This window comes from Ralstonia sp. 1138 (assembly GCF_040544795.1).
GTDB lineage: Bacteria > Pseudomonadota > Gammaproteobacteria > Burkholderiales > Burkholderiaceae > Ralstonia > Ralstonia flatus.
The window spans coordinates 822,087-848,091 of record NZ_JBEPKQ010000002.1; the positions used below are offsets into that span (position 1 = coordinate 822,087).

Below are 26,005 nucleotides of genomic sequence, written 5' to 3' on the forward strand. Positions count from 1 at the left end.
GCGTGCAGCGCGGCTTACATCCGGAAGTTATCGCCCAGATAGACCTTGCGTACATCCTCGTTTTCGATGATCTGCTCCGGCATGCCCGCGGCGAGCACAGTGCCTTCGCTGATGATGTAGGCGTGATCGCAGATGCCCAGCGTTTCGCGCACGTTGTGATCGGTGATCAGCACGCCGATGTTGCGGTCTTTCAGGAAGCTGACGATGCGTTGGATTTCACCGACCGCGATCGGGTCGACGCCGGCAAACGGTTCATCGAGCAGGATGAAGCGCGGCGACGAGGCGAGTGCGCGCGCGATTTCCACGCGGCGACGTTCACCGCCCGAGAGCGACAGCGCCGGGTTGTCGCGCAGGTGAGCGATTTGCAAGTCGTCGAGCAAGCCGTCGAGGCGGCGATTGACTTCGTCTTGCGACAGCTTCTTGCCGTTCTGCTCCTGCAGCTCGAGCACCGCGCGGATGTTTTCCTGCACGTTGAGCTTGCGGAACACCGACGCTTCCTGCGGCAAATACGACAGGCCCATGCGCGCCCGCTGATGGATCGGCAGGCGGCTGATGTGCTCGCCGTCGAGCACGATGTCGCCGGCGTCCAGCGCCACCAAGCCGACGATCATGTAGAACGAGGTCGTCTTACCCGCGCCGTTGGGGCCAAGCAGACCCACCACTTCGCCGCTTTTTACATCGAGCGACACGTCCTTGACCACTGTGCGCGTGCCGTAGCGCTTCTTCAGATGGCGGACGACCAGCGTGCTGGAAGTCGTGGCCTGCGGCGCTGCAGTTTTCGGGGCGAGAGTGGTGGCGGACATAAGCGAAGCGGAAAAGACAGGCGATACGGATCAGGGCTTGGCGGCTGGGGCAGGTGCCGGCGCGGCGGGCGTGCTCGTGCGCGGCGCGAGAACGGCGCGCACGCGGCCCGACGGGTTGGCGGCGGTGGCGTTTTCAGCGCCGCCCGAGGCCGTGTAGAACTCCTTCTGGCCGTCGTACGTGATCACCGCGCCGCGGATCTCGTCGAGCTGCGTCGCGCCTTGCAGGCGCTCCATGCGGGCGCGGGTGATCAGCTTGGAAATCTCTTGCTTGCCGTCGTATTCGATGCGCTCGCCCCAACCCTGAATGTACTCGTCGACGTTGTCGCGCTTCTGGCGAATGAAAGCGAGATTGCCGGGCTTGGAGGTTGCGACGGCGTAGTTGTAGCCCTCGGGGTCGGTCCGCAGATCGGCCTGGTCGGAGCGCAGCACCATGGTGCCCTTGGTCAGCACCACGTTGCCGGTCAAGTGATAGACCTGCTTCAGATCGTCGTAGCTGGCGTTGTCGGCTTCGAGCACGAGCGGCTTGTCGCGATCGGCGCGCTCGGCGTGCGCGGGCAGGGCCGGAAGCAGCAGCGCAGCGGCGATGGCGAGGCCGGCAGCACGGAGGGAATCAGTCATGGGGATCACGTCGGAGAAGGGCGCGGTCGGTGGGCGTTGTCAGGTGTCGGGGGCAGAGTTTACTGCTTCGGCGCTCCCAGCCCTTCGATTCGCCCGCGCACATTGCCCAGCAATTGTACTTGGCGCGTCACGTTGTTGAAGATGAGGCCGTTGGCGTTCATGATCGACGGCCCGCGATGCAGCTCGACCGGCTTGTCGGTGCGCACGATGTCGTCGTTGAGCAGCACCTGGAAGTAGGTCGAGTCGGCCGTCATCAGCGGGTCCTGGCGAGCGTCGGGCCCTTGTGCGCGGATGACCTTGGCGTTGTTGTACAGATCGATGATGGTGCCGTCGCCGTTCATCTTGCCGAGATCCGCGCGGGCGGTGACCTGCGGCCGATCGGGCGCATAGACGCGCAGCGCCGGATAGGTGACGTCGTAGGTCAGGTCGTCCTCATAGTGATTCATGTGGACGCCGGTAAAGCGGTATTTGGTCGTGCCGGTCTCGTCGAGCGCCGTGGCCGAGATGCCGTCCATGGTGTAGTCGGGGATGTGGCGCTTGGGCTGCGTGGCGTCTTCGTCGGTTTGCGGCGTGTTGACCTGCACGAGCAGGAACGTGACGCCGCAGACGATCGCCATCAGCAGGATCGGCAGCCCGCGCAGCATGATCTGCAGCACGGAGGAGACGAGGCGTTGGGAGCGTTCGCTGGCCATGGAGTCAGGAGGGTTGCGGGGCGTGCAGCAGTTGCGCGAGCAGGGCGTCGTAGGCGCCTTGTGCCTTGAGGATCAGGTCGGCCACTTCGCGCACGGCGCCGCGTCCGCCCGTGGCTTGCGCGACATAGTGGGCGCGGCTGCGCAGTTCGACATGGGCCTGAGCAGGGCAGGCGGTAAAGCCCACCATCGTCATCACCGGCAGGTCGGGCCAGTCGTCGCCCATGTAGCCGGCGTCGGCCGCTTGAAGTTGCGTGGCGGCCAGCAGGTGGGCAAACGCCTCGCGCTTGTCGGCTACGCCTTGGTACAGATGTTCGATGCCGAGTTCCCCGGCGCGCCAGGCGACGATTTCGGATTGCCGCCCGGTAATGATGGCCGACGTGACACCGGCCTGTGCCAGCAGCTTGATGCCGTGGCCGTCGAGCGTGTCGAATGCCTTGCTGATTTCTCCCTCGGGCCCCACGAGCAGGCGGCCGTCGGTCAGCACGCCATCGACGTCGAACACCATCAGGCGCACGCGCGCGGCGCGTTCCATTGCCTGCGGAAAGCGTGCGTCGATGTTGCTGTGGACGCTGTCGGCGGGAAACGGGGCCGGAGTGATCATCAGCGGCGTGGGCGGGTCAGATGACCTTGGCCCGCGTCAGGTCGTGGATGTGCAGCGCGCCCACCAGCAGGCCGCCGGCATCGACCACCAGCAACTGGTTGATCCGGTGCGTTTCCATGACTTCGACGGCTTCAACGGCGAGCTGCTCGGGGCCGACCGAACGCGGGTTGCGGTGCATGACCTCGTGGATGGGCACGGTGCGCCAGTCGCGCGGGGTTTCGAGCAGGCGGCGCAGGTCGCCGTCGGTGAACACGCCCACGGCGCGGCCATCGGCATCGACCACGGCGGTCATCGCCATGCCCTTGCGGGTGATTTCCATCAGCGCTTGCGACAGCGGCGTGTCTTCATTCACGCGCGGGATGGCGTCGCCGGCGCGCATGACGTCACGCACGTGCGTCAGCAGCTTACGGCCGAGCGATCCACCCGGATGCGAGCGGGCGAAATCTTCGGCACCGAAGCCACGCGCGTCGAGCACGGCCACGGCCAGCGCATCGCCCAGCGCAATCTGCGCGGTGGTGCTGGCGGTGGGAGCCAGGTTCAGCGGGCAGGCTTCGACATCGACGTGGGAGTTCAGCACCACGTCGGCGTGCTTGCCGAGCGAGGACTCCGGGTTGCCCGTGACGGCGATCAGCTTGGCGCCGAGCCGCTTGACGAGCGGCAGGATGACGTTCAGCTCCGAGACTTCGCCGGAATTGGAAAAGCCGATGAAAACGTCGTCGCGCGTGACCATGCCGAGGTCGCCATGGCTGGCTTCGGCGGGGTGCACGAAGAACGCCGGCGTGCCGGTCGAGGCCAGCGTGGCGGCAATCTTGCGCGCCACATGGCCCGATTTGCCCATGCCGGACACAACGACGCGCCCGGTGCAGCCGAGCACCATTTCGACCGCACGCGCAAAGTCGGCGGACACCTGGGTTTTGAGACCGAGGACGGCTTGCGCTTCGATGTCGAAGGTTTGCTGCGCCAGCGCAAGTGCTCGATCCGGATTGAAATTCGCTATCATGGCGGCGAAGTATAACAACGATTGACACTGTTCTCGGCCGCAGGTGGCGCGTCGGGGCTTGACTTGCGGGGAGTGGCGGAGCGTGCGGGCGCTCCGTTTTGCTGCGCCGCGGCAATCGGCTTTCAAATCACTTTTCTTCCCGTCGCCACGCCGTCATTTTTTGCTGTGCGGCGTCTCGCGTATCGCGTTCTTCGTTTATACCCTGGCATCGGTCTTGCAGCGCCTGCGTGCTCGTTTGTGCACGCACCGTCCTGATGCGCGGGTGCTGCCCCTCCTGTCCAACCCCTTTCGATCGGTTTTTCGCGTCGCATGCATTCGCCGCTGGAACTCACCCTTGTGTTGTTGGCCGCTGCCGTCATCGGCGTGGTGCTGTTCCGCATGCTGCAATTGCCGCCGATGCTGGCCTACCTCGTGGTGGGCGTGCTGATCGGGCCGAAGGCGACGGGGCTGGAGTCCGATTCTGCCCAGACGCGCTATCTGGCCGAGTTCGGGGTGGTGTTCCTGATGTTTTCGATCGGGCTGGAGTTCAACCTCTCCAAGCTGCGTTCGATGCGACGGCTGGTGCTGGGGCTCGGGGCGTCACAGGTGGTGCTGACCATGCTGCTGACGATTCCTGTGTCGATGCTGCTGTCGCACTGGTATCCGCTGTCGTGGCAGGCCGGGCTGGCGCTGGGCGGCGCGCTGGCGATGTCGTCCACGGCCATCGTCTCGAAGATGCTGGCCGAGCGCTTGCAGCTGGAAACCGAGCACGGCCGCAACATCATCAGCGTGCTGTTGTTCCAGGATCTGGCGGTGGTGCTGCTGCTGATCGTCATCCCGTCGCTGGGCAAGAACCCGACCGACTTGGCGCTGGCGCTTTCGGTGGCAGCCCTTAAGATCACCGTTGCGCTGGTGCTGATCCTGTTCCTGGGGCAGAAGCTCTTGTCGCGCTGGTTCCACCTGGTCGCGGCGCGGCGCTCGCAAGAACTTTTCATGCTGAACCTGCTGCTGGTCACGCTTGGCATGGCCGCGTTGACGGAGCGGCTGGGCTTGTCGATGGCGCTGGGCGCGTTCCTGGCCGGCATGCTGGTGTCGGAAACACCGTACAAGCTGCAGGTGGAAGAAGACATCAAGCCCTTCCGCGACGTGCTGCTGGGGCTGTTCTTCGTGACGGTCGGCATGCTGCTGGACCCACGCGTGGTCTTCGAGCATTGGGCCCTGGTGCTGGGGCTGGTGGCGGCGCCCGTGCTGTTCAAGTTCGTGCTGATTGCGCTGCTGGCGCGGGCCTTCGGCTCCGGCGGCGGTGCGGCGATCCGCACGGCCCTCGGGCTGGCGCAGGCCGGTGAGTTCGGCTTCGTGCTGCTCAACCAGATCGACGGCATGAAGCTCATCGACCCGCTGCTCGGCCAGGCGATCCTGGCGGCGATGCTGCTGTCGATGCTGCTGGCGCCGTTCCTGATCCAGTACAGCGATGTGATTGCCATGCGGCTGTCGCGCACGGACTGGCTGATGCAGTCGCTGGCCATGACCAAGATCGCCGCGCAGAGCATCGCCACCGAGCGCCACGTCATCATCTGCGGCTACGGGCGCAGCGGCCAGAACCTGGCGCACATGGTGGAACAGGAAGGCATCGGCTACGTCGCGCTGGATCTGGACCCCGACCGCGTGCGCGAGGCCGCCGCCGCCGGCGAGCACGTCGTCTATGGCGATGCGGCGCGGCGCGAGTCGCTGGTGGCCGCCGGTATCCACCGTGCAGCGGCGGTCGCCATTACCTACGCCGACACGGCGTCTGCATTGAAGGTGCTGCACCACGTGCAGGCCCTGGAGCCGACCCTGCCCGTGATCGTGCGCACCATCGACGATGCGGACCTCGACCGCCTGCAGCAAGCCGGCGCCACGGAGGTCGTCCCCGAGATCATCGAAGGGAGCCTGATGCTGGCCTCGCACGCGCTGGTGCTGCTGGGCGTGCCCTTGCGCCGCGTGGTGCGCCGTGCGCAGGAGATGCGCGACGCACGCTACAGCCTGCTGCGTGGCTATTTCCACGGCCAGGATGACGAGGAAGACATGCTCGAGCGCGACGCCGTGCGGCTGCATTCGGTGCCGCTGGCCAAGGGCTCGCCCGCCATCGGCCACAAGCTCGGGACGATGGGGCTGGAGACCTTCAAGACGTCGGTCACCGCGATCCGGCGCCAGGGTATTCGTGCGCTCGATCCCGATCCGGACACCGTGCTGGAACTGGGCGATATCGTCGTGCTGCGTGGCACGCCCGAGGGGCTGCAGATGGCGGAGGAGCGGCTCTCGCCGCGTTGATGCGCGGGCTTACTTGACGAGCGCTTCGAGCAGCGGCCCCCGCGAGCGACGGGGCGGCGGGGTATCGGCCAAGTTGGGCGGCAGGCCATCGAGCACCGTTGCGGCGTCGAGCGAACTGATCGACACCCGGGTATCGGCGGGAATGCGCCCGTCCTGCTGCAGCATCAGATAGCGCAGGCAGCAGACGCGCAGGAACGACGCGAAATTCGCCACCTCGCCGCGTCGCTCCAACAACTCGTCATAGAGTTTGCTGATGAGCTGGTTGACCGTCAGGCCGTCGCGCTGGCCGATCTCTTCCAGCACCTCCCAGAACAGGCATTCCAGCCGCACGCTGGTCGCCACGCCGTGCAGGCGGAGCGAGCGCGCGAGGCTGTCGTACGAATGGGGATTGGCGCGGATGAAGATTTCGCACATGGCCGGGCTCCTGGAGTGCCCGGCGTGCGGGCAACCGAGTCAGTGTAGAACCCGCGTGCCCAGGACTTCAAGAAACTGCGCCAACCAGGCTGGATGTGCCGGCCACGCGGGCGCCGTGACGAGCTTGCCGTCGGTGTGCGCCTGGTCGACGGGGATGTCCTTGAACGTGCCGCCTGCGGCCGTGACTTCCGGGCCACATGCCGGATAGGCGGAACACGTCTTGCCCTCCAGCACGCCCGCCGCCGACAGCAACTGGGCACCGTGGCAGATCGCGGCGACGGGTTTGTCCGCCTGGAAGAAGTGACGCACGACTTCCAGCACGCGGGCATTCAGTCTCAGGTATTCGGGCGCCCGGCCGCCGGGCACGACGAGTGCGTCGTACGCTGCCGGGTCGACGTCGGCAAACGTGGCGTTGACGGTGAAGCGATGGCCCGGTTTTTCGGAGTACGTCTGTGCGCCTTCGAAATCGTGGACGGCGGTCGCGACGGAATCGCCGGCGCGCTTGTCCGGGCAGACAGCGTGCACCGTGTGGCCGACCATCTGCAGCGCCTGGAAAGGAACCATGACCTCGTAGTCCTCGACGTAGTCGCCAACCAGCATCAGAATTTTCTTTGCCATCGCCGTGTCTCCTGTATGGTTGCGGTTTCCCCATTGTGGTTCGGCGCCAATCGGCCCGGGTGGTAGCCCATTACCACAGACCACGTTTCCTGCTTTCCGGTTTTTGCCATGAGCCAAGTCCCTCATCACCAGGCGGCGCTGCTGACGCCGTCGTCCGTTCCCGCGTCCACCGAACTGGGCGATGTGTCGCGCTACCTCCGTGACCGGATCCGCACGGTGCCGGATTGGCCGCAGGCCGGGGTGATGTTTCGCGACATCACGCCGCTGCTGCAGGACCCGAAGAGCCTGCGCGTGCTGGTGGACGTGTTCGTCCATCGCTACATGGGGCAGGGGCTGAACCTGGTGGCGGGCATCGATGCGCGCGGGTTCATCCTCGGCTCGATCGTGGCGTACGAGCTGAACCTGGGCTTCGTGCCGATCCGCAAGAAAGGCAAGCTGCCGTTCAACACGGTGGCCGAGGAGTACATGCTCGAATACGGCAGCGCGACAGTGGAAATCCATGCCGATGCCTGCAAGCCCGGCGACCGCGTCTTGTTGATCGACGATCTCATCGCCACCGGCGGCACCATGATGGCCGGCAAGCGCCTGCTGGAGCGGCTGGGCGCGACGGTGGTGGAGGGCGCGGCGATTGTCGATCTGCCCGAACTCGGCGGCTCGCAATTGCTGATCGAAGGCGGTCTGCCGCTCTTCACGGTCTGCCGCTTCGACGGACACTGACCGGCCCGCGACGGCGTGGCGTGATGCGCTCGCCGCATACATTCATGTGACAAAAATATGACGTTCTGCTGCCGCGCGCAGTAGCATGAGCCTTTCCATTTTCGGCGCACACCGGGAGACGTCGATGCCACACGTAGTGCTGTTTCTGCTGACCTCGATCGCGATCACCGTGATGCCGGGGCCCGACAACCTGCAGGTCATCGCCCGCGGCGCCAGCCAGGGCCGCAAGGCCGGGCTGTCGGCGGCGGCTGGGTTTGCGTCAGGGTGCCTCTTTCATACGACGCTGGCGGCGCTCGGGCTGGCCGCCGTGCTGCAGTCGTCCCCAGTGGCGTTCCAGGCGATTCGTTGGCTGGGCGCCGCGTACCTGATCTGGCTGGGCGTCCAGGCATTGCGCAGCAAGGGCGGCGTCGGCCTGAATCCTGCTGGACCGCAGGCGGCGCCCGACCTGTGGCGCGTGTATCGCCAGAGTGTCTTCGCCAATCTGCTCAACCCGAAGGTGACGTTGTTCTTCGTGGTGTTCCTGCCGCAGTTCGTCGATGCGCAGGCGGGCCACGCAGCGCTGCAGATGCTGCTGCTGGGCGGCGTGTTCATGGCGCAGACCATCGTGGTGTTCAGCGTCTACGGCTGGTGCGCGGCCGCGCTGGGCGGTTGGATGCGCCGTACGCCGCGCGCATCGCTGTGGCTCGACCGGGTGAGCGGCTGTATTTTCATCGGGCTGGGCCTGCGCGTGGCCCTGACCAAATAAGCAAGACAGAACGGCATCGATGATCACCCTGCTTAAGCTGCTTTCCGGCGTCGCCCTGTTGGTGTGGGGCACGCAGACCGTCAAGGTCGGCATGTTGCGCCTCTATGGCGCGGACTTGCGTCGCCTGCTGTCGCGCAGCGTCTCAAATCGGTTCTCCGCGCTGCTGGCCGGCATCGGCGTGACGTGCCTTGTGCAGAGCAGTAATGCGACGGCCACCATCGTCGGGGCGTTTGTTGCGCAGGGGCTGATGGGCGTGTCGTCGGCGCTGGCGATTTTGCTGGGTGCCAACGTGGGCACGGCCATCATGGCGCAGGTGTTTGCGCTGGACCTGTCGTGGCTGTCGCCGTTGCTGATCTTCTTTGGCGTGATCCTGCATCTGTCGCGCAAGGGCAGCGCGGTGGGGCACTTTGGGCGGGTGCTGATCGGCCTGGGGCTGATCATGATGGCGCTGGAGCTGATCTCGATCGCGTCGAGCCCGATGGTGGAAGCCAATGCGCTGCGCGTGCTGCTGGGTTCCATCTCGTCAGACACCGGTCTGAACATGCTGATTGGCGCGGTGCTCACGCTGCTGTGCTATTCGAGTCTGGCTGTCGTGCTGTTCTGCGCGACGCTGGCGGCATCGGCCGCGGTGTCCGTCAAGGTGGCCTTTGCGATTGTGCTGGGCGCAAACATCGGCAGTGCCGTGGCCGCGTTGGCGACCACACCGTCATCCAGCCAGGCCGCGCGCCGCGCAACACTGGGCAACTTGCTGTCGCGCATGCTTGGCGCGGCGCTGGCGCTGCCGTTCCTGGACACACTGGCAGCGTGGGCGCCGCACGCGGGCGTGGCGCCGCAGCACGTGGTCGTGGCGTTTCATGTTGTGTTCAACGTCGCGCTGGCGGTGCTGCTGATCGGCTTTACCGAAGCGATGGCGCGACTGTGCGCCCGCATCCTGCCGGGCGGTGCGCATATCGACGATCTGGTTGCGCCGCGCTATCTCGATCCCTCTGCGCTGGCTACGCCAACGTTGGCGCTGGGCAACGCGGCGCGCGAGGTGCTGCGCATCGGCGATCGCGTTGAACACATGCTCGACAACACCCTGCGCGTGCTCAAGACCAACGATGTGCGCCTGCTGCAGACCACCCGCGCGATCGACGACGAGGTCGATGCGCTCTACACCGCCATCAAGCTCTATCTCACGCAGCTGAGCCACGAAGCGCTGGACGCGCGCGAGGGCAAGCGCTGGGCAGACATCATTTCGCTGACCATCAACCTGGAGCACGCCGGCGACATTCTCGACCGCATGCTGCAGGACGTGCGCGAGAAGAAGATCGCACACAAGCTGGCCTTTTCCGAGGCCGGCATGGAAGAGCTGGAAGACATGCACGGGCGCCTGGTCACGAACCTCAAGCTGGCGCTGTCGGTGTTCCTCACGGGCGACCTGCGCAGCGCGCAGAAGCTGATGCTGGAAAAGGCGCACTTCCGCGATCTGGAGAAACGCTACGCGCGCAGTCACCTGACGCGGATCTCTGCGCAGACGGCCGAGAGCATCGAGACCAGTTCGCTGCATCTGGACATCATCAGCGATTTCAAGCGATTGAATTCGTTGTTCTGCGCAGCCGCGTATCCGGTCCTGGATGAGGCCGGCGCGTTGAACCGCAGTCGCATGAAGGATGCGGACGAGGTGAGCACCGAGGCGGCGCCTGCCGGCCACTGAGGGGCAGCGTCGCCCCAACAGAAAGCGCAGCCGAAGCTGCGCTTTTTTGTTGCCGAAAAGGAGGTCGCTTACTTCCGCTTCAGCAGCGGCGCGAGGTACTTGCCGGTAAAGCTCGCCTTGCTCTTGGCCACATCCTCAGGGGTGCCTTTGGCAATGATCTGCCCACCGCCGGCGCCGCCTTCGGGGCCCAGGTCGAGCAGCCAGTCCGCCGTTTTGATCACGTCGAGGTTGTGCTCGATGATCACGATCGTATTGCCGTGGTCGCGCAGCTTGTAGATGACCTTCAGCAGCAGCTCGATATCGTGGAAGTGCAGGCCGGTGGTCGGCTCGTCCAGGATGTAGAGCGTGCGGCCCGTGTCGCGTTTCGACAGCTCGAGCGACAGCTTCACGCGCTGCGCTTCACCGCCCGACAGCGTCGTCGCGGATTGCCCCAGGCGGATGTAGCCAAGGCCCACATCCAGCAGCGTCTGCAGCTTGCGGCGCACCACCGGCACCGGTGCAAAGAACTCGTGCGCCTGCTCCACCGTCATCTCCAGCACTTCGGTGATGTTCTTGCCCTTGTAGAGCACTTCGAGCGTTTCGCGGTTGTAGCGCTTGCCGTGGCACACGTCGCACGGCACATACACGTCGGGCAGGAAGTGCATCTCGACCTTCAGCACGCCGTCGCCCTGGCAGGCCTCGCAGCGTCCACCCTTGACGTTGAACGAGAAGCGGCCCGGGTCATACCCGCGCTCCTTGGCCGACGGCACGCCGGCAAACAGCTCGCGGATCGGCGTGAACAGGCCCGTGTAGGTGGCCGGGTTCGAGCGCGGCGTGCGGCCAATCGGCGATTGGTCGACGTTGATGACCTTGTCGAAATGCTCGAGCCCGTCGATGCGATCGTGCGCTGCCGGCTCCGGTGTCGAGCCATACAGATGGCGCGCCACCGCGTGGTACAGCGTGTCGTTGATGAGCGTCGACTTGCCCGAGCCGGACACGCCCGTGATGCACGTCAGCAGCCCGATCGGAATATCGGCCGACACGTTCTTCAGGTTATTGCCGCTGGCGTTGATGATGCGCAGCCAGCGCTCTTCATCGGGCGCCGTGCGCTGCTTGGGCACCTCGATGCGGCGCTTGCCCGACAAGTAGTCGCCCGTCAGCGACGCCGGCGATTGCTCGACCTGCTGGGGCGTGCCCTCGGCGATGATCTGGCCGCCGTGCACGCCGGCACCGGGCCCGATGTCGACCACATAGTCCGACGCGCGGATCATGTCTTCATCGTGCTCCACCACCAGCACCGAATTGCCGAGATCGCGCAGGTGCTTGAGCGTGCCGATCAGCCGATCGTTGTCGCGCTGGTGCAGGCCGATGGACGGCTCGTCCAGCACATACATCACGCCGGTCAGTCCCGAGCCGATCTGCGAGGCCAGCCTGATGCGCTGCGCCTCGCCGCCCGACAGCGTATCGGCGCTGCGCTCGAGCGACAGGTAATCGAGCCCGACGTTGTTCAGGAAGTTCAGCCGCGCGGTGATCTCCTTGACGATCTTGTCGGCGATCTCGCGCTTGGCGCCGTGCATGTTCAGCGTCAGGAAATACGTGAGCGCATCGCGCAGCGGCCAGCCGTTGATTTCGTAGATGCCGCGTGCCTGGTCGGCCTCGCCGATCTTGACGAAGCGGGCCTCGCGGCGCAGGCGGGTGCCGTGGCACTCGGGGCACGGCTGGTTGTTCTGGTACTTGGCCAGTTCCTCGCGCACGGCGATGGAGTCGGTCTCCTTGTAGCGCCGCTCCAGGTTCGGGATGATCCCCTCGAACGCATGCTCGCGCACCGTGGTCTTGCCGCGTTCGTTGATGTACGTGAACGGAATCTGCTGCTTGCCCGAACCGTGCAGCACGATCTGCTGGATTTCGGCCGGCAGGTCTTCAAACGCGACATCGATGTCGACGTCGTAGAACGCCGCCAGGCTCTGCAGCATCTGGAAATAGAACTGATTGCGGCGGTCCCACCCCTTGATGGCGCCCGACGCCAGCGACAGATTCGGAAAGGCCACCACGCGCTTCGGATCGAAGAACGTGATCTGGCCCAGGCCGTCGCAGTGCGGGCAGGCGCCCATCGGGTTGTTGAACGAGAACAGCCGCGGCTCCAGCTCCTGCAGCGAATACGAGCAGATCGGGCACGCAAACTTGGAGCTGAAGCCGTGCTCGCGGCCGGTATCCATTTCTAGCGCGATGGCGCGGCCATCGGCCAGGCGCAGCGCCGTTTCGAACGATTCGGCCAAGCGCTGCTTGAGTTCCGGGTTGACCTTCACGCGGTCGACCACGACCTCGATCGAATGCTTGTCATTCTTCTTGAGCTTGGGCAGGTTGTCGACTTCGTAGACCTTGGCCTCGGCCTCGTGCGCCGTGCCGCCGCCCGAGCGGATGCGAAAGCGCACGAAACCCTGCGCCTGCATCGCCTCAAACAGGTCGACGTGCTCGCCCTTGCGGTTGGCCACCACGGGCGCCAGGATCATCAGCTTGGTGTCGGCCGGCAGCGCCAGCACGGCATCGACCATTTGCGACACGCTTTGCGCTTCCAGCGGCTGGCCGTGATCGGGGCAGTAGGGCGTACCGGCGCGCGCATACAGCAGGCGCAGGTAGTCGTGGATTTCGGTGACGGTGCCGACCGTCGAGCGCGGGTTGTGGCTGGTGGCCTTCTGCTCGATGGAAATGGCCGGCGACAGACCTTCGATCAGGTCGACGTCGGGCTTTTCCATCAGTTGCAGAAACTGCCGGGCATACGCCGACAGCGATTCCACGTAGCGCCGCTGCCCCTCCGCATACAGCGTGTCGAACGCGAGCGACGACTTGCCCGACCCCGAAAGCCCGGTGATCACGATCAGCTGGTTGCGCGGCAGATCGAGGTTGATGTTCTTCAGGTTGTGGGTACGGGCCCCACGAATCTTGATTTCGTCCATGTGCGGCTGAGTGCAGCTGAATGCGGCGTCGGGGTGCGGACCGCCTGCGGCAATCGGCGGAGGGGTGGAAAAGGGTAAGCCTGCTAATATACCGAACTTCGGTTTTGCTGGTATCTGCCCCCAGATGGGGCAATCTGCAGAGCCGTTCAAGTGTTCTTGTCGCCGCTTTTTCTTCCTGACTTTCGCGGCGGTTTCCGCACCATGTCCTCCGCTTCCCCATCCATGACTTCCGCCTCCGGCCGTATGAACGGCCTTGAGCTGCGTGCGGCCGCCTCGCTGGCCGGCATCTTCGCGCTGCGCATGTTGGGTCTGTTCATGATCATGCCGGTCTTCGCGGTGTTCGCGAAAACGCTGCCCGACGGCAACAACACGCAGCTCGTCGCCTTCGCCATCGGCGTGTACGGCCTCACGCAGGCGGTGCTCTATATCCCCTACGGCTGGCTGTCGGATCGCTTCGGGCGTAAGCCCGTCATCGTGACGGGGCTGGTGATCTTTGCGGTGGGCAGCCTGGTGGCGGCGTTTTCGCACAGCGTCGCGGGCATCGCCGTGGGACGGGCCATCCAGGGCGCAGGGGCGATCTCGTCGGCGGTGATCGCCTTCGTGGCCGACCTCACGCGCGAGGAGCATCGCACCAAGGCCATGGCCATGATCGGCGGCAGCATCGGCCTGTCGTTTGCCGTGGCCATCGTGAGTGCGCCGGTCATCTTCCGCTGGGTCGGCATGCCGGGCATGTTCACGGCGATTGGCGTGCTGGCCATCGTCGCCATCGGCGTGGTGCTGTGGGTGGTGCCTAACCCGCCGCGTCCGCCGGAGCATGTGAAAGCGCCGTTCCGAGAAGTCCTGCGCAACCCTGAACTGCTGCGCTTGAACTTTGGCGTGTTCGCCCTGCACGCCACGCAGACGGCGTTGTTCGTCGTGCTGCCGCACATGCTGGAAGCCGCCGGCCTGCCCGTCGATTCCCATTGGAAAATCTACCTGCCGGTGATGGGCGTGTCGTTCGTGCTGATGGTGCCGGCCATCATTGCGGCAGAAAAACGCGGCAAGATGAAAGCGGTGCTGCTGTCGGCCGTGGCGCTGGTGATGGTGGCGCAGCTGGCACTGGGCGAAGTGAATCCGACGCTCGCCGCGCTGGCGATTGCGCTGCTGGTCTACTTCCTCGGTTTCAACGTGCTGGAGGCGTCGCAACCGTCGCTGGTGTCGAAGTACGCGCCGGGCGTACGCAAGGGTGCGGCCATGGGCGTGTACAACACCACGCAGGCGCTGGGCCTGTTTGCGGGCGGTGCGGGCGGTGGCTGGATTCTGCTGCACGCGGGGCAGCATGCAGTATTTTTGACCTGCGCGGCGCTGGCTTTGGCGTGGCTTATAATCGCCAGCCCCATGCAGATGCCGGCGTTGCGTCGGCACTAGGGTCGGCATTCAGCGCTACACTTTCAGTCGGCTTTTTTCGTTAGCCCTTTACGGCGGCATCCCTTCAATTACCTTCGGAAACTCATCATGGCGTCCGTCAACAAAGTCATCATCGTCGGCAATCTCGGTGCCGATCCGGAAACGCGTTACATGCCCAGCGGCGACGCGGTCACCAACATCCGCGTGGCCACCACCGACCGCTACAAGGACAAGGCCAGCGGCGAAATGAAGGAAGCCACCGAGTGGCACCGCATCGCCTTTTTCGGCCGTCTGGCCGAAATTGCGGGCGAATACCTGAAGAAGGGCTCGTCGGTCTACATCGAAGGTCGCCTCAAGACCCGTCAATGGGAAAAGGACGGCCAGAAGCAATACAGCACCGAGATCGTCGCAGACCAGATGCAGATGCTCGGCGGCCGCGGCGGTGAGGGCGGCGGCAGCGGTGGTGCCGGTGGCGGCTATTCGCGTGGCGGTGAAGGCGGCGGTGGCGGTGGTTACGGCGGTGGCCGCAGCCAAGGTCAAGGCCAAGGCGGTGGCTACTCCCGCGGCGGCGAAGGCGGCGGTCAGGGCGGCGGTGCACGTCGTCAGCCGGCACCGTCGAATGGCTTTGAGGATATGGACGACGATATTCCGTTCTAAGTCCCTCTCGGCACACAACAAAAAACCCGGCAGTCCACCAAGGACGCCGGGTTTTTTGTTGGCCCTCAGTCTGCAGGGTTGCAGCGTTCTAGTCGCTCTCGCATGGCTTCTTGAAGAGATGCTTCACGCCGCATTTGGTCGCATGCGCTGCATTCTTCACGCCATGCCCAACCGTGCGCGCGGCGTTGGCCGTCGCATGCCCGGCTTCCTTCGCGGCATGACCGGTTTTTCGGGCCGCATCCTTCGTGCCCTGCTTGATGTTTTCCTTGGTCTCGGACAAGTCGGCGTGGGCCAGGGGGCTGAGCAGCGCCAGCAGCAGCGCAGGGATCAAAAGCAGAGGGCCTTTCACAGCGGAATCCTCACAAACAGGTTCATGCAACGGACGCGTCGAGCACCACGGCGGCGCGGCCGGTCAACAGGATACGCGTGCCACTGCGCACGGTGAATCGGTACAGGACGTTGTTGCCGTCGCCGCCGATGCGTTCAGCTTCGACATCGAGCGGTGCGTCGATGGTGTCGATGCGCGGGACATGAGCTTCAACGTTGCGCACGCTGGCAAGAAAGCCGGCGCGCGGGCGCGCTTGCGCAGCATCGCACAGGGCGCCATGCACGGCCATCGCCTGAGCGGCGTATTCGATGCCGCAAACGGCAGCCAGTTGACCGTGCGAACGCAGCGGGTTGGCAGCGTCACGATGGCTCGTGGCGCTGCAATGGATGTGTGCTTCGTCCCAGGCGACGACAGCGTCGAGCAGGCACATCGCGCCGCTGTGCGGAATGTGTGCCGCGATCCAGTTGCGGTCAAGCGGCGGAGCCGGCTGCGCCGTGGACGTCATGGCGTGCTGAAGGTGAGGTCGACCTGCACGCGGGTCTCGGGCAAATACTCGAGTACCACGCGGCCTGCTCGCCGTGCGGCGAACGCTTCCAGCAATGGCAGCGCGCGGGCTGCGGCGTTGCCGTGCCACAGGGTTTCCAGGCCGGTATGTGCCAACGCCGTCGGCGGCGCGTCGGTCAGCGCGACGTCAATGCGCGCGAGCGTGCGCGGGCCGGCTTCGGGCGCGAGTACCAGCGCCACCGCAAACGTATCGGGCACGGGCCGCACCGCATGTAGCGGTTCCGGGTAGTCGCCGTCATAGGCGATCAGCAGCGTGGGCGTGGCATCAATTGCGACCTGGCAGAGGCTGTCCAGCAGGCCGGCGGCAAAGCTGCCGTCATACGCGCACAGCACGTTGGACGGCGCCATCGCGTGCGTGGCGATGCTCCAGTAGCCGGCCGGCGCGTTGTGCACGGAGTTGTGGAAGCGCGTGGGCGACAGTTTGCGGTCGTCGCCTGCCAGGGTCTCGCAGATGGCGTTGCAGTTATGGCCGTCGCCGCCGGACGAGCTGAAGACCGTGGCCAGCGTGGCGGCATCGCGTCCGCTCGCAGCAACGGCTTCGTGGCCGACTGCCAGTGCGAGTTTGACCACTGGCCCCGTCCGACGACGTTCGACCGACGGCAGGCCGGCGGGCGGCGGCAATTCCGTCGGCGCGTGTGCGTAGGGTGCGCGGCCTGCGAGCACGTCAGCCGTGTGCGGCCAATCCTGCAGGCCGGGGCCCAGCACGCCGATGCTTTCGATGAAGACGCTCAGGCCGGTCATGACGACACCCCCACATCGCCTGCGCGGGCAAACACCAGGCTGCAATTCGTGCCGCCAAAGCCAAACGCGTTGCTCAGTGCCGCGCGAACAGGCGCGTCGCGGCTTGTTGTCAGGTAGTTGACGTTCAAGGCCGGGTCGGGCTGCGTGGTGTTGATGCCGGCGGGCAGAAGTTGATGGCGTAGCGCCAGCGCCGTAATCACGGCTTCCAACGCTCCCGCCGCGCCCAGCGTGTGGCCGGTCGCGCCCTTGGTCGAACTGCACGCCGTGCCGTCGAACAGCGCCTGGATGGCCCGCGCTTCCGCAGCGTCATTGCTGGGCGTGCCGGTGCCGTGCAGGTTGATGTAGTCGATGTCCGTTGCGCTCAGGCCGCTGGTGGCGAGCGCTTGCGCCATGGCCGCGCGGGCGCCCAATCCTTCGGGATGCGGCGACGACATGTGATGCGCATCGCTCGATTCGCCAATGCCGAGCAGCAGGATGGCGTCGTCGTCCAGCGCGTCGTTGGCGTCGGGGGCGCGCTCCAGCAGTGCAAAGGCCGCTGCCTCGCCGATGGAGATGCCGTCGCGCGCCGCGTCGTACGGCCGGCACGGTTGGCCTGACAGCAGCTCCAGCGAGTTGAAACCGTACAGCGCGGTCAGGCACAGCGAATCGACGCCGCCGACCACCGCCGCATCGATGAGGCCCGCCGCCAGCATGCGCCGCGCCGAGGCAAACACCTTGGCCCCCGACGAGCACGCCGACGAAATCACCATGGCCGGCCCGCTCAGCCCAAAGTACGCACGCACAAACGCGGCGGGCGAATAGATGTTGTGCGTCTGCGCGTAGTGAAAACTCGCCGGCAGTGCGCCTGTTTGCGGATCGCGGTGCTGATAGGCGCGTTCGGTTTCGAGAATGCCCGACGTGCTGGTGCCGATGAATACGCCGACGCGCGTGGCGCCATGGCGCGCCTTGGCGGCTTCAACGCCTTCGGCAAAACCGTCCTGTGTGAGGCCGATCTGGGCGAGCCTGTTGTTGCGGCAATCGAAATCGGCCAGGTCTGCACGCACGGGCGCTGCATCGGCCCCGGGCACTTCGCCGATCCAGGTGTCGAGATCAGCGCGCGGGAAGGTGCACGGCGAGAGGCCGCCACGTTGCCCGCGCAACGCGTCGAGCGTGGCGTCAAGGCCACGTCCGAGGCAGCTCGTGGCGGTGAAATGCGTGAGCAGGACGGGCTTCACGGGCAGGATGTCGCGGCGATGGTGGGGTGGGCTGGTTCGGCAGACTGGCGCGCCGATTCTTAACAAATTTTATCAAATGGCCATTTGCGGACGCGTGCTCTGCGCCGGCTGGGCGGGAAGGGCGGCGCGCAACGTCGTCCACTGCAATTGCGCGCGCGCGGCGGCTGTCAGCACCTTCGGCAACACGGCCAGCAGCACAGGCGCCCCGTGTGCATCGCGCGCCGCGTGGCCGTCGTGCAGCAGCAGGATGTCCCGCGGCGCGAGACCGTGCAGCAGGCGATGGGCAATGGCTTCGGCGTTGCGCGAGCGGGTGTCGAAGCCGCGGCGCGTCCAGCTCGCCAGTTGCAAGCCAAGCTGACACAGCACAGGCTCCAGAAACGGATTGCGCAGGCCGGCCGGCGCGCGGAAGAACAGCGGGCGCGTGCCGGTGATCTGCGTGAGCGTGTCCTGCGCGGCAGCAATCTCGCGCCGCAACGCGCCCGGCCCCTGCAGCGAGAACGTATGCCGATGACGCTGACTGTGGTTTTCCACCGCATGCCCGCGCGCGACGATGGCCTCGACGCAGCGCGAGTGCCGCTGCGCCAATTCGCCGATGCAGAAGAAGGTGGCCTTGGCGTCGTATTGGTCAAGCATGTCCAGCACGCGCGGCGTGACATCGGGGTCAGGGCCGTCGTCGATGGTCAACGCGATCTGCTGGCCGGCCGTGGCGGGCAGATGCGTCCAGTTCGGGCCGAGCCAGCTGCTGCGCGGCCACAGACCCCCCGCCATCAGAACGAGATGCGAGGCGACGACGCCACCGCCTGCCCACGGCCACGTCGATGGATCGGCCGCGACGGCAACGGCCGCGCCAGCATGCAGTGCCAGCGCGCCGTTGATCAGCGGGCTCGGCTTCCAGCGGCGGGCTGTGCCCAGCGGTGAGGGGGGCGGTGCGTTCATGCGGCGGCGTGCTGATCGTGATGGGCGCGTGGCGCCAGGATGGCGGCAAACACCAGCGCAAGCATGGCGCCCGGGCCGACGGTCAGCCCGAACGTTTCGAGCATCGGCACGCGGGAAAACGCCAGGAGGCCGAAGCCGGCCACCGTCGCCAGATTGGCCACCAGCAGTGATACCAGCGTCTGCGGCGCAATGGCCTGCGTGCGTTGATTGAAGAACAGCGCGTAGTTCGAGCCCACGGCCACGATCAGCAGCATGCCGACCAAATGCAGGATGGTCAGCGGCACGCGTGCCACCGCAAAGCCGGCCGTCACCACCAGCACCGCCGCCACCAGGGGCGCCAACGCGCGGAGGGTTCGCTGCGGTGAGCGCAGCGCCACGAGCAGCAGCAACGCGATTGCCGCAAAACCCGCGAGCGACAGGCGCAGGTCTTCCCGCACGTAATCCACGTATAGCCGATCGGCTTCGGCCTTCATGTCGACGAAGAGCGCGCCGGGCACGTTCGCTTGTGCGACGGCGGAGCGAATCGGGGCGGCGTCCAGGCTGGGACGATTTGTGGCGTTATTTGCGGTGGCCGGCGCGGCCGCTGGTGCACGCAGTGGCAGCATGGCGCTCCATTGTCCGGCGCGCCCGGTCAGTAGCGCGTCCACCGCCAATGCCATCGACGTGCCTTTCAGGTCTGCGCGCCGCAAAAGGGGCTGCGTGCGTGCCGCCTCCACATCGGCGATGAACGGGGCGAAGAGGTCGGGCTTCACGCGGATCGACTGATCTTCAACGGCGCTGCGCATGCGGGCGGCCAGCGCATCGCCGGGCGGCAGGCTTGCAAGGCGCGCTTGCTGCGTGGCATCGCTCGGCAGATAACGCGCGGGATTTTCGAAGCCGGCGAGCACGCCGTTGTCTACCAGCGGCTGAAGTTGCGCGGCGATCTTCTCGGCGCCTTCCAGCGCCGCCTGTTCCGTTGCAGCCGGAACCACCACCAGATAGCGCACATCGGGTGCACCTACGTCTGCGCGCAGGCTGGCGTCGAGCGCCTGGCTCTTCGCGGGGACGGGGCTCAGCGCGGCGAGTTCGCGGCTCCACACGCCATCGCGATGCAGCGCAAGCGCCGCACATGCACCGATGAGCACCGCCGCCAACAGCCAGCGCAGGCGCGGTGCGGCAGACGTTGCCCGTGCCAGCCACGCGCCCACGCGTGACACGTCGCGCGTCGCCACCTCTGCACCCCGCAGATGCGGCAGCACGTAACGCGTCACCAGCGCAGCTGTCACCAATCCGACGATCGAATACAGCCCCAACTGCACGAGCCCCGGAAAGCCCGAGAACAGCATCGACGCAAAGCCGCACACCGAGGTCAGCACACCCAGGCGAATGGTCGGCCAGTACGTGGCAATCCATGCGCGCAGGCTGTCGTTGGCGGTGGCGCCGCGCAAGCGGGCGGATTGCACAAACAGGTAGATCGAATAGTCGACCGCCTCGCCGATGAGCGTGGTCCCGAACCCGAGCGTGAGCCCGTGCACCGCGCCGAACGTCAGGCTGACGGCCGCCACGCCTGCCGCGACGCCCGACAGCACCGGCAGCAACCCCAGCACCACGGTACGCGGCGAGCGGTACACCGTCAGCAGCAGTGCCACCACCAGCACGAGGCTGACGGTGGAAAGCCGCTCGACGTCGTGCTTGATGGTGTCGCGCGAATCGACGGAGAACACGCCCGGGCCCGTCATCACGATGCGCGTTGACGCCGCGTTCGGCACGGTGCGGGCGGCCGCCTCGAATGCGCGGCGCACGGTATCGATGGCCTGCGCCTGTGCATCGGTGTCGGAGCCGGCTGCAGCTGTCTGCACGACCAGGACGGCGCGCTGGCCATCGCGCGACGCCCACACGCCATGCATCGACGACGGCAGCACCGTGTTGTCGAGCTGGCCGACGAGCGCCGCCACCTCGCCCGTCGGATCGCGCGGCAGCATGTTCTTGGCGACGAGCCCGGCCGATGAACTCAGCAGATCCAGACTTTCGCCCAGCGCCGCGTGCAGCCCTTCGGTGGAAAAGCGCTGCGGCGTAACAGCCGGGCTGAGCACGTAGCGGTGGTCGAAGACGAACTGCCGGTCGCGGGCCTCGCTCACGGGCTCGCCGTTATTGACGGCACTGAACCGTGCGTCGGCACGCAGCGTGGCGGCCAGCTGCTTTGACAGCGTTGCGCGGGTGGCCGCGTCGCCGCCCTCGATGCCGACGAGGATGAGCCGCGACACCAGCCCCTCGCGCAATTGGTCGACCAGCACACGCTGCTCCGCACTCGGCGATCGCGGCAGAAACGCCGACAAGTCCGCCGTAAAGCTGGTACGCCCGATCACGACCGCGCACAGCAGCAGGCCGGTCAACCAGACCAGCACCGCAGGCCGACGCAGGGCGTGCAAGCGTTTCATGTGCGCGCCGTCCTCAGTTGCCGGGCACGCGTTGCAGGCGCATCAGCGAATGATCGCCGTCGGCCTGCCGGATGGCGACGCTGCGCAGCACATCGCGCGTGCCTTCCAGCGTGATGGTGCTGACGACCTTCTGCATGCGTGCGTCGAGCGGCGAAAGCGTGAGCGTCCAGTCATCGCCGTGGCCCGCGATGGCGACCTTGTAGATCGCCTCGAGCGCGTAGCGGTTACCGGCCAGCGTCGCGCGAATGCTTTCGATAAAGGCGCCCAGCTCGGGGTACTGCGACAGCGGCATCGTGAACTTGCGCTGATTGCGCTCCACGGTCAGCTTGTCGCCGTCAATCACGAGATGTTCGGGCTTCGGCGCCAGGGTGCGCTTTTCCAGATGATCGGGCGCGACGAACACCAGCTCGCCAGAGGATTCGATGGGCTGCGCCGCGATCGAGAGCGTCTTGGTTTCCGTGAACGTCGCGCGTCCCGACTTGTTGCGTGCGAGGGTCGACATCAGGCGGTCGAGCGTCCAGGCGGTATCTGCGGCGTGGGCGGTTGCAGCCAACAGGCTGGCGGCAAGCATGGCCAGGAAGGCGCGGAGGAATAGGCGCATTGCAGTCATGGCGTTGGGGTGGTCTGGCGCTCGACGGGGGCGTGATCCTGCGCATCGGCTGTGTCGGCCGCGTCGGCATCCTGCCAGAAGTCGAAGTAGTTGAACCAGTTGTAGGGCGCGACGCGGCAGTAGTGCTCAACGCGTTCCACATAGCGGGCGAGGGCGGTTTGCACGGCGGCGGCGCGATCTTCGCGGCGCACATCGGTGAAGTCCGCCAACGGATCGAAATGTATGGCGTAGCGATTGCCGCCGAGGTGCAGCCCCGTCATGAACAGCACGGGGCGCTTCAGCATGGCCGCCATGTGCAACGGCCCCAGCGGAAACGCTGCAGGGCTGCCCAGAAAATCCATCTGCTGAACGGACGGCCCCGCATCGCGCAACAGCGTGCGATCGGCCAGCATGCCGACGAGGCGGTTGTCGTCCAGCGCTTCGCGCACTTGCAGCATGGCGTCTACGCGGCCCAGCGGGATGACCTCCGGCGCTGCCGCCGGGTTGATGGCGGCAACCGCAGCGTTGATGTTGCGTGCGTTCTCTTCGTACATGGCGACGGACACGCGCAGGTGCGGCACCGTGCGGCCGAGCGCGCGCACCACCTCGAAGCTGCCCAGGTGCGCGCCCAGCAGGAACGCACCGCGCCCCTGCGCCAGCACGTCGTGCACGTGGTGCTGGCCCTGCAACTGGATGTCGAACAGATCGAAGCGACCGCTGATCAGGTAGATGCGGTCATGGATGGTCGTGGCGAAGGTGAACATGTGGCCGAACACCTCACGCAGCGTTGCGGGCCGGCCGAGCGCGCGTTGCAGATAGTCACGCGAAGCACGCCGCGCCGCAGGCGACGCCGCGACGAAATACAGCGCAATCAGCCGCAACAGAACACGGCCGAACGGCCGCCCCAGCCGCAGGGACAGCCACGTCATCACGCGCAGCAGCGTGAGGTTGCTGCGCTCCGGACGCTCGGCCCAGTCGGGGCGCTTCATGCGGCAACGCCCTCCGGTGCGGATGCGGACAGCACGCCGCTGGCCACTTCACGCGCGCCCGCGCGGATGGTGAAGCGCACGGCGTTGCTGGCCGTCGTTTCGAACGCGAGGTCGAGCCATTCCCCGGGTGCCGCAGGACTGAGAAACTTGGCCGAGCTGATTTTGCAGGCATCCAACGAGCGGCCCAGTGCCGCACCGATCGTGTGGAGCGCATGGTCGAGCAGCACCACCCCCGGCACGATCGGGTGACCGGGAAAATGCCCCGGCAGCGCCGGGTGATCGGCAGCGATGGTGAAACGCATGGCGGGCTTGTCCGCGTTGCGATGCGGGTGTTGTGCAACGAGCGCGGCCAGCACATCGCGGGGCAGTTTGCCGGTCTCGTTGCGTGGCAGTGCGTCCACGAGCAGCAGCGGGCGCGGCAGAAATGCTGCGTCGATGCGGTCGTGCAGCGCACGCAGCACGTCCGCCGCGCTCAGGCCCGGCGCCACAACCAGCGCCATCAGGCGCGTGACCGCCGCGCTGCCGTGCGTGTGCGGGGCCGCGGGCGCATCGTCCGGCATGTAGAACACGCCGTCCTCCACGCCCGCAATCGCATTGAGCTGATGGTTCAGATACCCCAGCGACGACCGCTTGCCGGCAATGTTGATCAGGTCAGCCTTGCGCCCGTGCAGCAGAAAATGTGTCTCGTCGATCAGCTCGATCACATCTCCCATCGGCACCGCGGCTTCGACGTGTCCGCCGTAGACCCACACCGTCGGGCCCTCGTCTTCCGGAATGCCGGGGCGCAACTCCATGCGGACGTTGGGATACAGGTGCCACGCGGTTTCGTGCGCGGTGCGGCGCGTCGCAACCTGGCCGGTTTCGGTGCTGCCGTAAATCTCCAGGAGCGGCGCGGACAGGCGTGCCTCGGCCTCCCGCGCCAGCGCTTCCGACAGCGGTGCAGTCGCCGACAGCACGAGCGATGCGCTCGGCAACGCGGGCTCCGATGCCAGCAGCGCCCGCAGATGCACCGGCGAGGTCACCAGCACGCGCGGCTGCGGTACGGCGTCCAGCGCCTCCCGAATGTCCGCCGGATAGAACGGCTGCCGGTTGCTGAACGCCAGGCCGCCTTGCAGCGCCAGCAGCACCGTCACCTCAAAGCCGTACATGTGCTGCGCCGGCACGGTGCCGACCAACGTAAAGGGGCGCCCGTCGCCCAGGCCGAGATGGTCGACGGCCGTGCGCATGCAGCGCACCAGCGCGCCCCACGTCTTGCGATGCGGCACTGGCGTGCCGGTCGAGCCGGACGTGAACAGCACCGCCATGATTTGCGAGGCGTCGATCTGCGGCACGTCGATGGGCGCGGTGTCGGCATCCAACGCATCGGGATAACGAAAGCCCGGCAGGTCGACCGGGCAGGCCGCCGCGTCATGCAGGCAGAACACATCGGGCGCAAATGCCGAAAGCTGACGCACCATCTGCTGCGTCTGCATGGGCGGCAGCAGGCTGATCTTGCCGGCCACCAGCGTCGCGCACAGGCCGACGGCAAAGCGGTAGCGGTCTGCGCAGGCATTGAATACGTGGGCGCCGGGCGGCAGCATTGGGGCCAGCGCCATCACATCGGCCAGGAACGCACGTGCAGAGACGGGCGCGCCGTCACGCCAGGCGAGCGTGCGGTCGAGTGTTGAATGGGAGACCAGCGGGTAAGTCGGCATGAAGCGAATCTTGAGCGAGTGGGTTCAGCGGGGGTGCTCTGTGGCGATGGGCGCTGCGTGCCCGGATTGTTCTGATTGTCGATACGCGCGCACCGCATCGAACAGGCTGGAGCGCGGCTCGCCGCGCAGCACGATGCGGCGGCAGAGGTATTCCGCCACGAACATCACGCCCACCAACGGCAGCGAAAGGTAGTTCGCAAACGTCGACCACGTGACGGTCGATGCCGTGGCAAACAGCAGCGTGGATACGGCGGCGGTCGCCAGGAAAAACAGGGTCCACGCCAGAGTGATGCGCCGCGAGTAACGCGCAATGCGCGGCGTCAGCGTGCCGTGCACCATGTGGGCAAAGCGTGTGCACAGCGGCTCGCGCCCCGCCGCCAGCGTCCGGCCGAACACGTAGGCCATCATCAGGTTGAAGCTTGCGTGTTCGAGATACAGCCCCCACTCAAAATGCGCGGCCAGCGGTGCGCGCGCCATCCACAGTGCGCCGCACACGAGCAGCCACAGCGGCAACAGCTTTGCACGATGCGTGGAACGCATGGCCGCCACCAGCGCAATTGCCAAGGGCGGCACCAGCGCCATCGCCAGGCCCAAGCCATGCGCACCCGGCGTGGCCGCTGCGTAATGCGCCCCGACCTGATACGCCACCACGGCGCCCACGCCCGCAGCGCCGCGCGCAAAGGCGGTCAATCGGTGCATGGCAGAAGGCGTTGGAAGAGGCCGCGGTGCATTGTGGTCGTCGGGGCGGGCAGTTTCATCATAGGGCGAGCACATTCTAGGGCTCCAGGCGGGTCTTGCCCGCGCCGGTCGCCGCGTGTTTGTAACCGGATGTACGCGCCCGGCTGGTGTCGCTGTGCCAAGCCTTGCCGGTTTACGGCGCCACACCAGCCGTTGAATCGTTTGCGTCACTTCTGCACACGCCGCGATATGCAGTCTTTGTCACGGTTTCGCGCTATACGGGGTGTAACCCTTCGTCTAGAATCCGCGTAGCTTAAACGACCCCCTTCACAGGCTGGGCTGGACAAGGCAGGGGCTTCGCGCAAGGAAACGTCGTTGGCTCTGGCCGCAATCCCCGCTACATGCCGCCTGTGGTTGCAAGACCGATGAACGACCTGGAAAAAGAGCTCGCCGCGCTCATGATCGGCGAACTGAATCTCGAAGACATTCAACTCGATGCCCTGACGGCGGACACACCGCTGTATGGCGAGGGCTTTGGGCTCGACTCCATCGATATCCTCGAAGTTGCGCTGCTGATCTCCAAGAAATACGGCTTTGAGCTGCGCTCGGGCAATCCCGACAACCAGAAGATCTTCGCCTCGCTGGGCTCACTCGCAGCCTACGTGGCAGAGCACCGCACGCGATAG

Annotated in this window: 25 protein-coding genes; 7 read left to right on the forward strand and 18 right to left on the reverse strand. The window is 66.1% G+C overall.

Features of this window, described 5'->3' with window-relative positions; all coding sequences use genetic code 11:
• Positions 1-14 precede the first annotated feature (14 nt).
• The 5 genes from lptB to ABIC76_RS11620 are packed head-to-tail and all read right to left on the reverse strand — an operon-like array spanning position 15 to position 3,714.
• Complete coding sequence (gene lptB, locus ABIC76_RS11600; RefSeq protein ID WP_004633384.1) at positions 15-803, reverse strand: LPS export ABC transporter ATP-binding protein; 789 nt, start codon at positions 801-803, stop codon at positions 15-17.
• 30 nt (positions 804-833) lie between these two features.
• On the reverse strand, positions 834-1,421 hold the full coding sequence (lptA, locus tag ABIC76_RS11605; protein WP_027678301.1) for a lipopolysaccharide transport periplasmic protein LptA: 588 nt from the start codon (positions 1,419-1,421) through the stop codon (positions 834-836).
• Positions 1,422-1,480: 59 nt separating this feature from the next.
• Entirely contained in the window at positions 1,481-2,113 is a 633-nt protein-coding gene (lptC, locus tag ABIC76_RS11610) for an LPS export ABC transporter periplasmic protein LptC (RefSeq protein ID WP_354534045.1), read from the reverse strand.
• A gap of 4 nt (positions 2,114-2,117) precedes the next feature.
• Complete coding sequence (locus ABIC76_RS11615) at positions 2,118-2,714, reverse strand: KdsC family phosphatase (RefSeq protein ID WP_102064457.1); 597 nt, start codon at positions 2,712-2,714, stop codon at positions 2,118-2,120.
• Positions 2,715-2,730: 16 nt separating this feature from the next.
• Positions 2,731-3,714, reverse strand: coding sequence for a KpsF/GutQ family sugar-phosphate isomerase (locus tag ABIC76_RS11620; RefSeq protein ID WP_354534046.1), 984 nt, complete (start codon positions 3,712-3,714; stop codon positions 2,731-2,733).
• A 309-nt stretch (positions 3,715-4,023) separates the two neighbouring features.
• On the opposite strand from ABIC76_RS11620, the gene ABIC76_RS11625 reads away from it, so the two are divergent.
• Positions 4,024-6,003, forward strand: a complete 1,980-nt coding sequence (locus ABIC76_RS11625) for a monovalent cation:proton antiporter family protein (RefSeq protein WP_102064458.1) — start codon at positions 4,024-4,026, stop codon at positions 6,001-6,003.
• Between the two features lie 9 nt (positions 6,004-6,012).
• Here the strand turns inward: ABIC76_RS11625 and ABIC76_RS11630 are convergent, their stop codons facing one another.
• The gene (locus ABIC76_RS11630) at positions 6,013-6,417 is read right to left on the reverse strand and encodes a ribbon-helix-helix domain-containing protein (RefSeq protein ID WP_354534047.1); all 405 of its coding nucleotides are present in this window, start codon (positions 6,415-6,417) and stop codon (positions 6,013-6,015) included.
• A gap of 39 nt (positions 6,418-6,456) precedes the next feature.
• Complete coding sequence (locus ABIC76_RS11635; protein ID WP_354534049.1) at positions 6,457-7,035, reverse strand: DJ-1/PfpI family protein; 579 nt, start codon at positions 7,033-7,035, stop codon at positions 6,457-6,459.
• A gap of 108 nt (positions 7,036-7,143) precedes the next feature.
• On the opposite strand from ABIC76_RS11635, the gene ABIC76_RS11640 reads away from it, so the two are divergent.
• The 3 genes from ABIC76_RS11640 to ABIC76_RS11650 all read left to right on the forward strand — a co-directional run bounded on the left by ABIC76_RS11640 (position 7,144) and on the right by ABIC76_RS11650 (position 10,193).
• The gene (locus ABIC76_RS11640) at positions 7,144-7,752 is read left to right on the forward strand and encodes an adenine phosphoribosyltransferase (RefSeq protein WP_051530827.1); all 609 of its coding nucleotides are present in this window, start codon (positions 7,144-7,146) and stop codon (positions 7,750-7,752) included.
• A 124-nt stretch (positions 7,753-7,876) separates the two neighbouring features.
• Complete coding sequence (locus tag ABIC76_RS11645) at positions 7,877-8,497, forward strand: LysE family translocator (RefSeq protein WP_354534050.1); 621 nt, start codon at positions 7,877-7,879, stop codon at positions 8,495-8,497.
• Between the two features lie 19 nt (positions 8,498-8,516).
• Complete coding sequence (locus ABIC76_RS11650) at positions 8,517-10,193, forward strand: Na/Pi cotransporter family protein (protein ID WP_102064460.1); 1,677 nt, start codon at positions 8,517-8,519, stop codon at positions 10,191-10,193.
• Positions 10,194-10,261: 68 nt separating this feature from the next.
• On the opposite strand, the gene uvrA is transcribed toward ABIC76_RS11650, so the two are convergent.
• On the reverse strand, positions 10,262-13,126 hold the full coding sequence (uvrA, locus tag ABIC76_RS11655) for an excinuclease ABC subunit UvrA (protein WP_102064461.1): 2,865 nt from the start codon (positions 13,124-13,126) through the stop codon (positions 10,262-10,264).
• A gap of 243 nt (positions 13,127-13,369) precedes the next feature.
• Between uvrA and ABIC76_RS11660 the strand changes: the two genes are divergently transcribed.
• Positions 13,370-14,533 (forward strand): MFS transporter, encoded by a 1,164-nt coding sequence (locus tag ABIC76_RS11660; RefSeq protein ID WP_206272396.1) that lies wholly within the window; start codon positions 13,370-13,372, stop codon positions 14,531-14,533.
• Positions 14,534-14,620: 87 nt separating this feature from the next.
• Positions 14,621-15,169 carry a single-stranded DNA-binding protein gene (locus ABIC76_RS11665; RefSeq protein WP_102064463.1) on the forward strand — a complete coding sequence of 183 codons (549 nt, stop codon included), beginning with the start codon at positions 14,621-14,623 and terminating at the stop codon, positions 15,167-15,169.
• 88 nt (positions 15,170-15,257) lie between these two features.
• Here the strand turns inward: ABIC76_RS11665 and ABIC76_RS11670 are convergent, their stop codons facing one another.
• From ABIC76_RS11670 to ABIC76_RS11715, 10 genes are all read right to left on the reverse strand, one after another.
• Positions 15,258-15,518: a hypothetical protein gene (locus tag ABIC76_RS11670; protein WP_354534051.1), complete on the reverse strand. Its 261-nt coding sequence runs from the start codon at positions 15,516-15,518 to the stop codon at positions 15,258-15,260.
• A gap of 22 nt (positions 15,519-15,540) precedes the next feature.
• Positions 15,541-16,002, reverse strand: coding sequence for a hotdog family protein (locus ABIC76_RS11675; protein ID WP_354534052.1), 462 nt, complete (start codon positions 16,000-16,002; stop codon positions 15,541-15,543).
• Positions 15,999-16,802, reverse strand: a complete 804-nt coding sequence (locus ABIC76_RS11680; RefSeq protein ID WP_354534053.1) for a beta-ketoacyl synthase chain length factor — start codon at positions 16,800-16,802, stop codon at positions 15,999-16,001. The genes ABIC76_RS11675 and ABIC76_RS11680 overlap by 4 nt, the downstream gene beginning before the upstream one ends.
• Complete coding sequence (locus ABIC76_RS11685; protein ID WP_354534054.1) at positions 16,799-18,016, reverse strand: beta-ketoacyl-[acyl-carrier-protein] synthase family protein; 1,218 nt, start codon at positions 18,014-18,016, stop codon at positions 16,799-16,801. Before ABIC76_RS11685 ends, ABIC76_RS11680 begins: the two co-directional genes overlap by 4 nt.
• 72 nt (positions 18,017-18,088) lie before the next feature.
• Positions 18,089-18,952: a polysaccharide deacetylase family protein gene (locus ABIC76_RS11690; RefSeq protein WP_354534055.1), complete on the reverse strand. Its 864-nt coding sequence runs from the start codon at positions 18,950-18,952 to the stop codon at positions 18,089-18,091.
• Entirely contained in the window at positions 18,949-21,369 is a 2,421-nt protein-coding gene (locus ABIC76_RS11695) for an MMPL family transporter (protein ID WP_354534056.1), read from the reverse strand. The genes ABIC76_RS11690 and ABIC76_RS11695 overlap by 4 nt, the downstream gene beginning before the upstream one ends.
• Positions 21,370-21,382: 13 nt before the next feature.
• Positions 21,383-21,979, reverse strand: a complete 597-nt coding sequence (locus ABIC76_RS11700; protein WP_502947854.1) for a LolA-related protein — start codon at positions 21,977-21,979, stop codon at positions 21,383-21,385.
• Entirely contained in the window at positions 21,976-22,947 is a 972-nt protein-coding gene (locus ABIC76_RS11705) for a lysophospholipid acyltransferase family protein (RefSeq protein WP_354534057.1), read from the reverse strand. Before ABIC76_RS11705 ends, ABIC76_RS11700 begins: the two co-directional genes overlap by 4 nt.
• Positions 22,944-24,641, reverse strand: coding sequence for an AMP-binding protein (locus ABIC76_RS11710; RefSeq protein ID WP_354534058.1), 1,698 nt, complete (start codon positions 24,639-24,641; stop codon positions 22,944-22,946). Before ABIC76_RS11710 ends, ABIC76_RS11705 begins: the two co-directional genes overlap by 4 nt.
• Positions 24,642-24,665: 24 nt before the next feature.
• Positions 24,666-25,340, reverse strand: a complete 675-nt coding sequence (locus tag ABIC76_RS11715; protein WP_354534059.1) for a COG4648 family protein — start codon at positions 25,338-25,340, stop codon at positions 24,666-24,668.
• Between the two features lie 404 nt (positions 25,341-25,744).
• Here ABIC76_RS11715 and ABIC76_RS11720 point away from each other — a divergent pair, with 404 nt between their 5' ends.
• Positions 25,745-26,005: a phosphopantetheine-binding protein gene (locus ABIC76_RS11720; protein WP_027678266.1), complete on the forward strand. Its 261-nt coding sequence runs from the start codon at positions 25,745-25,747 to the stop codon at positions 26,003-26,005.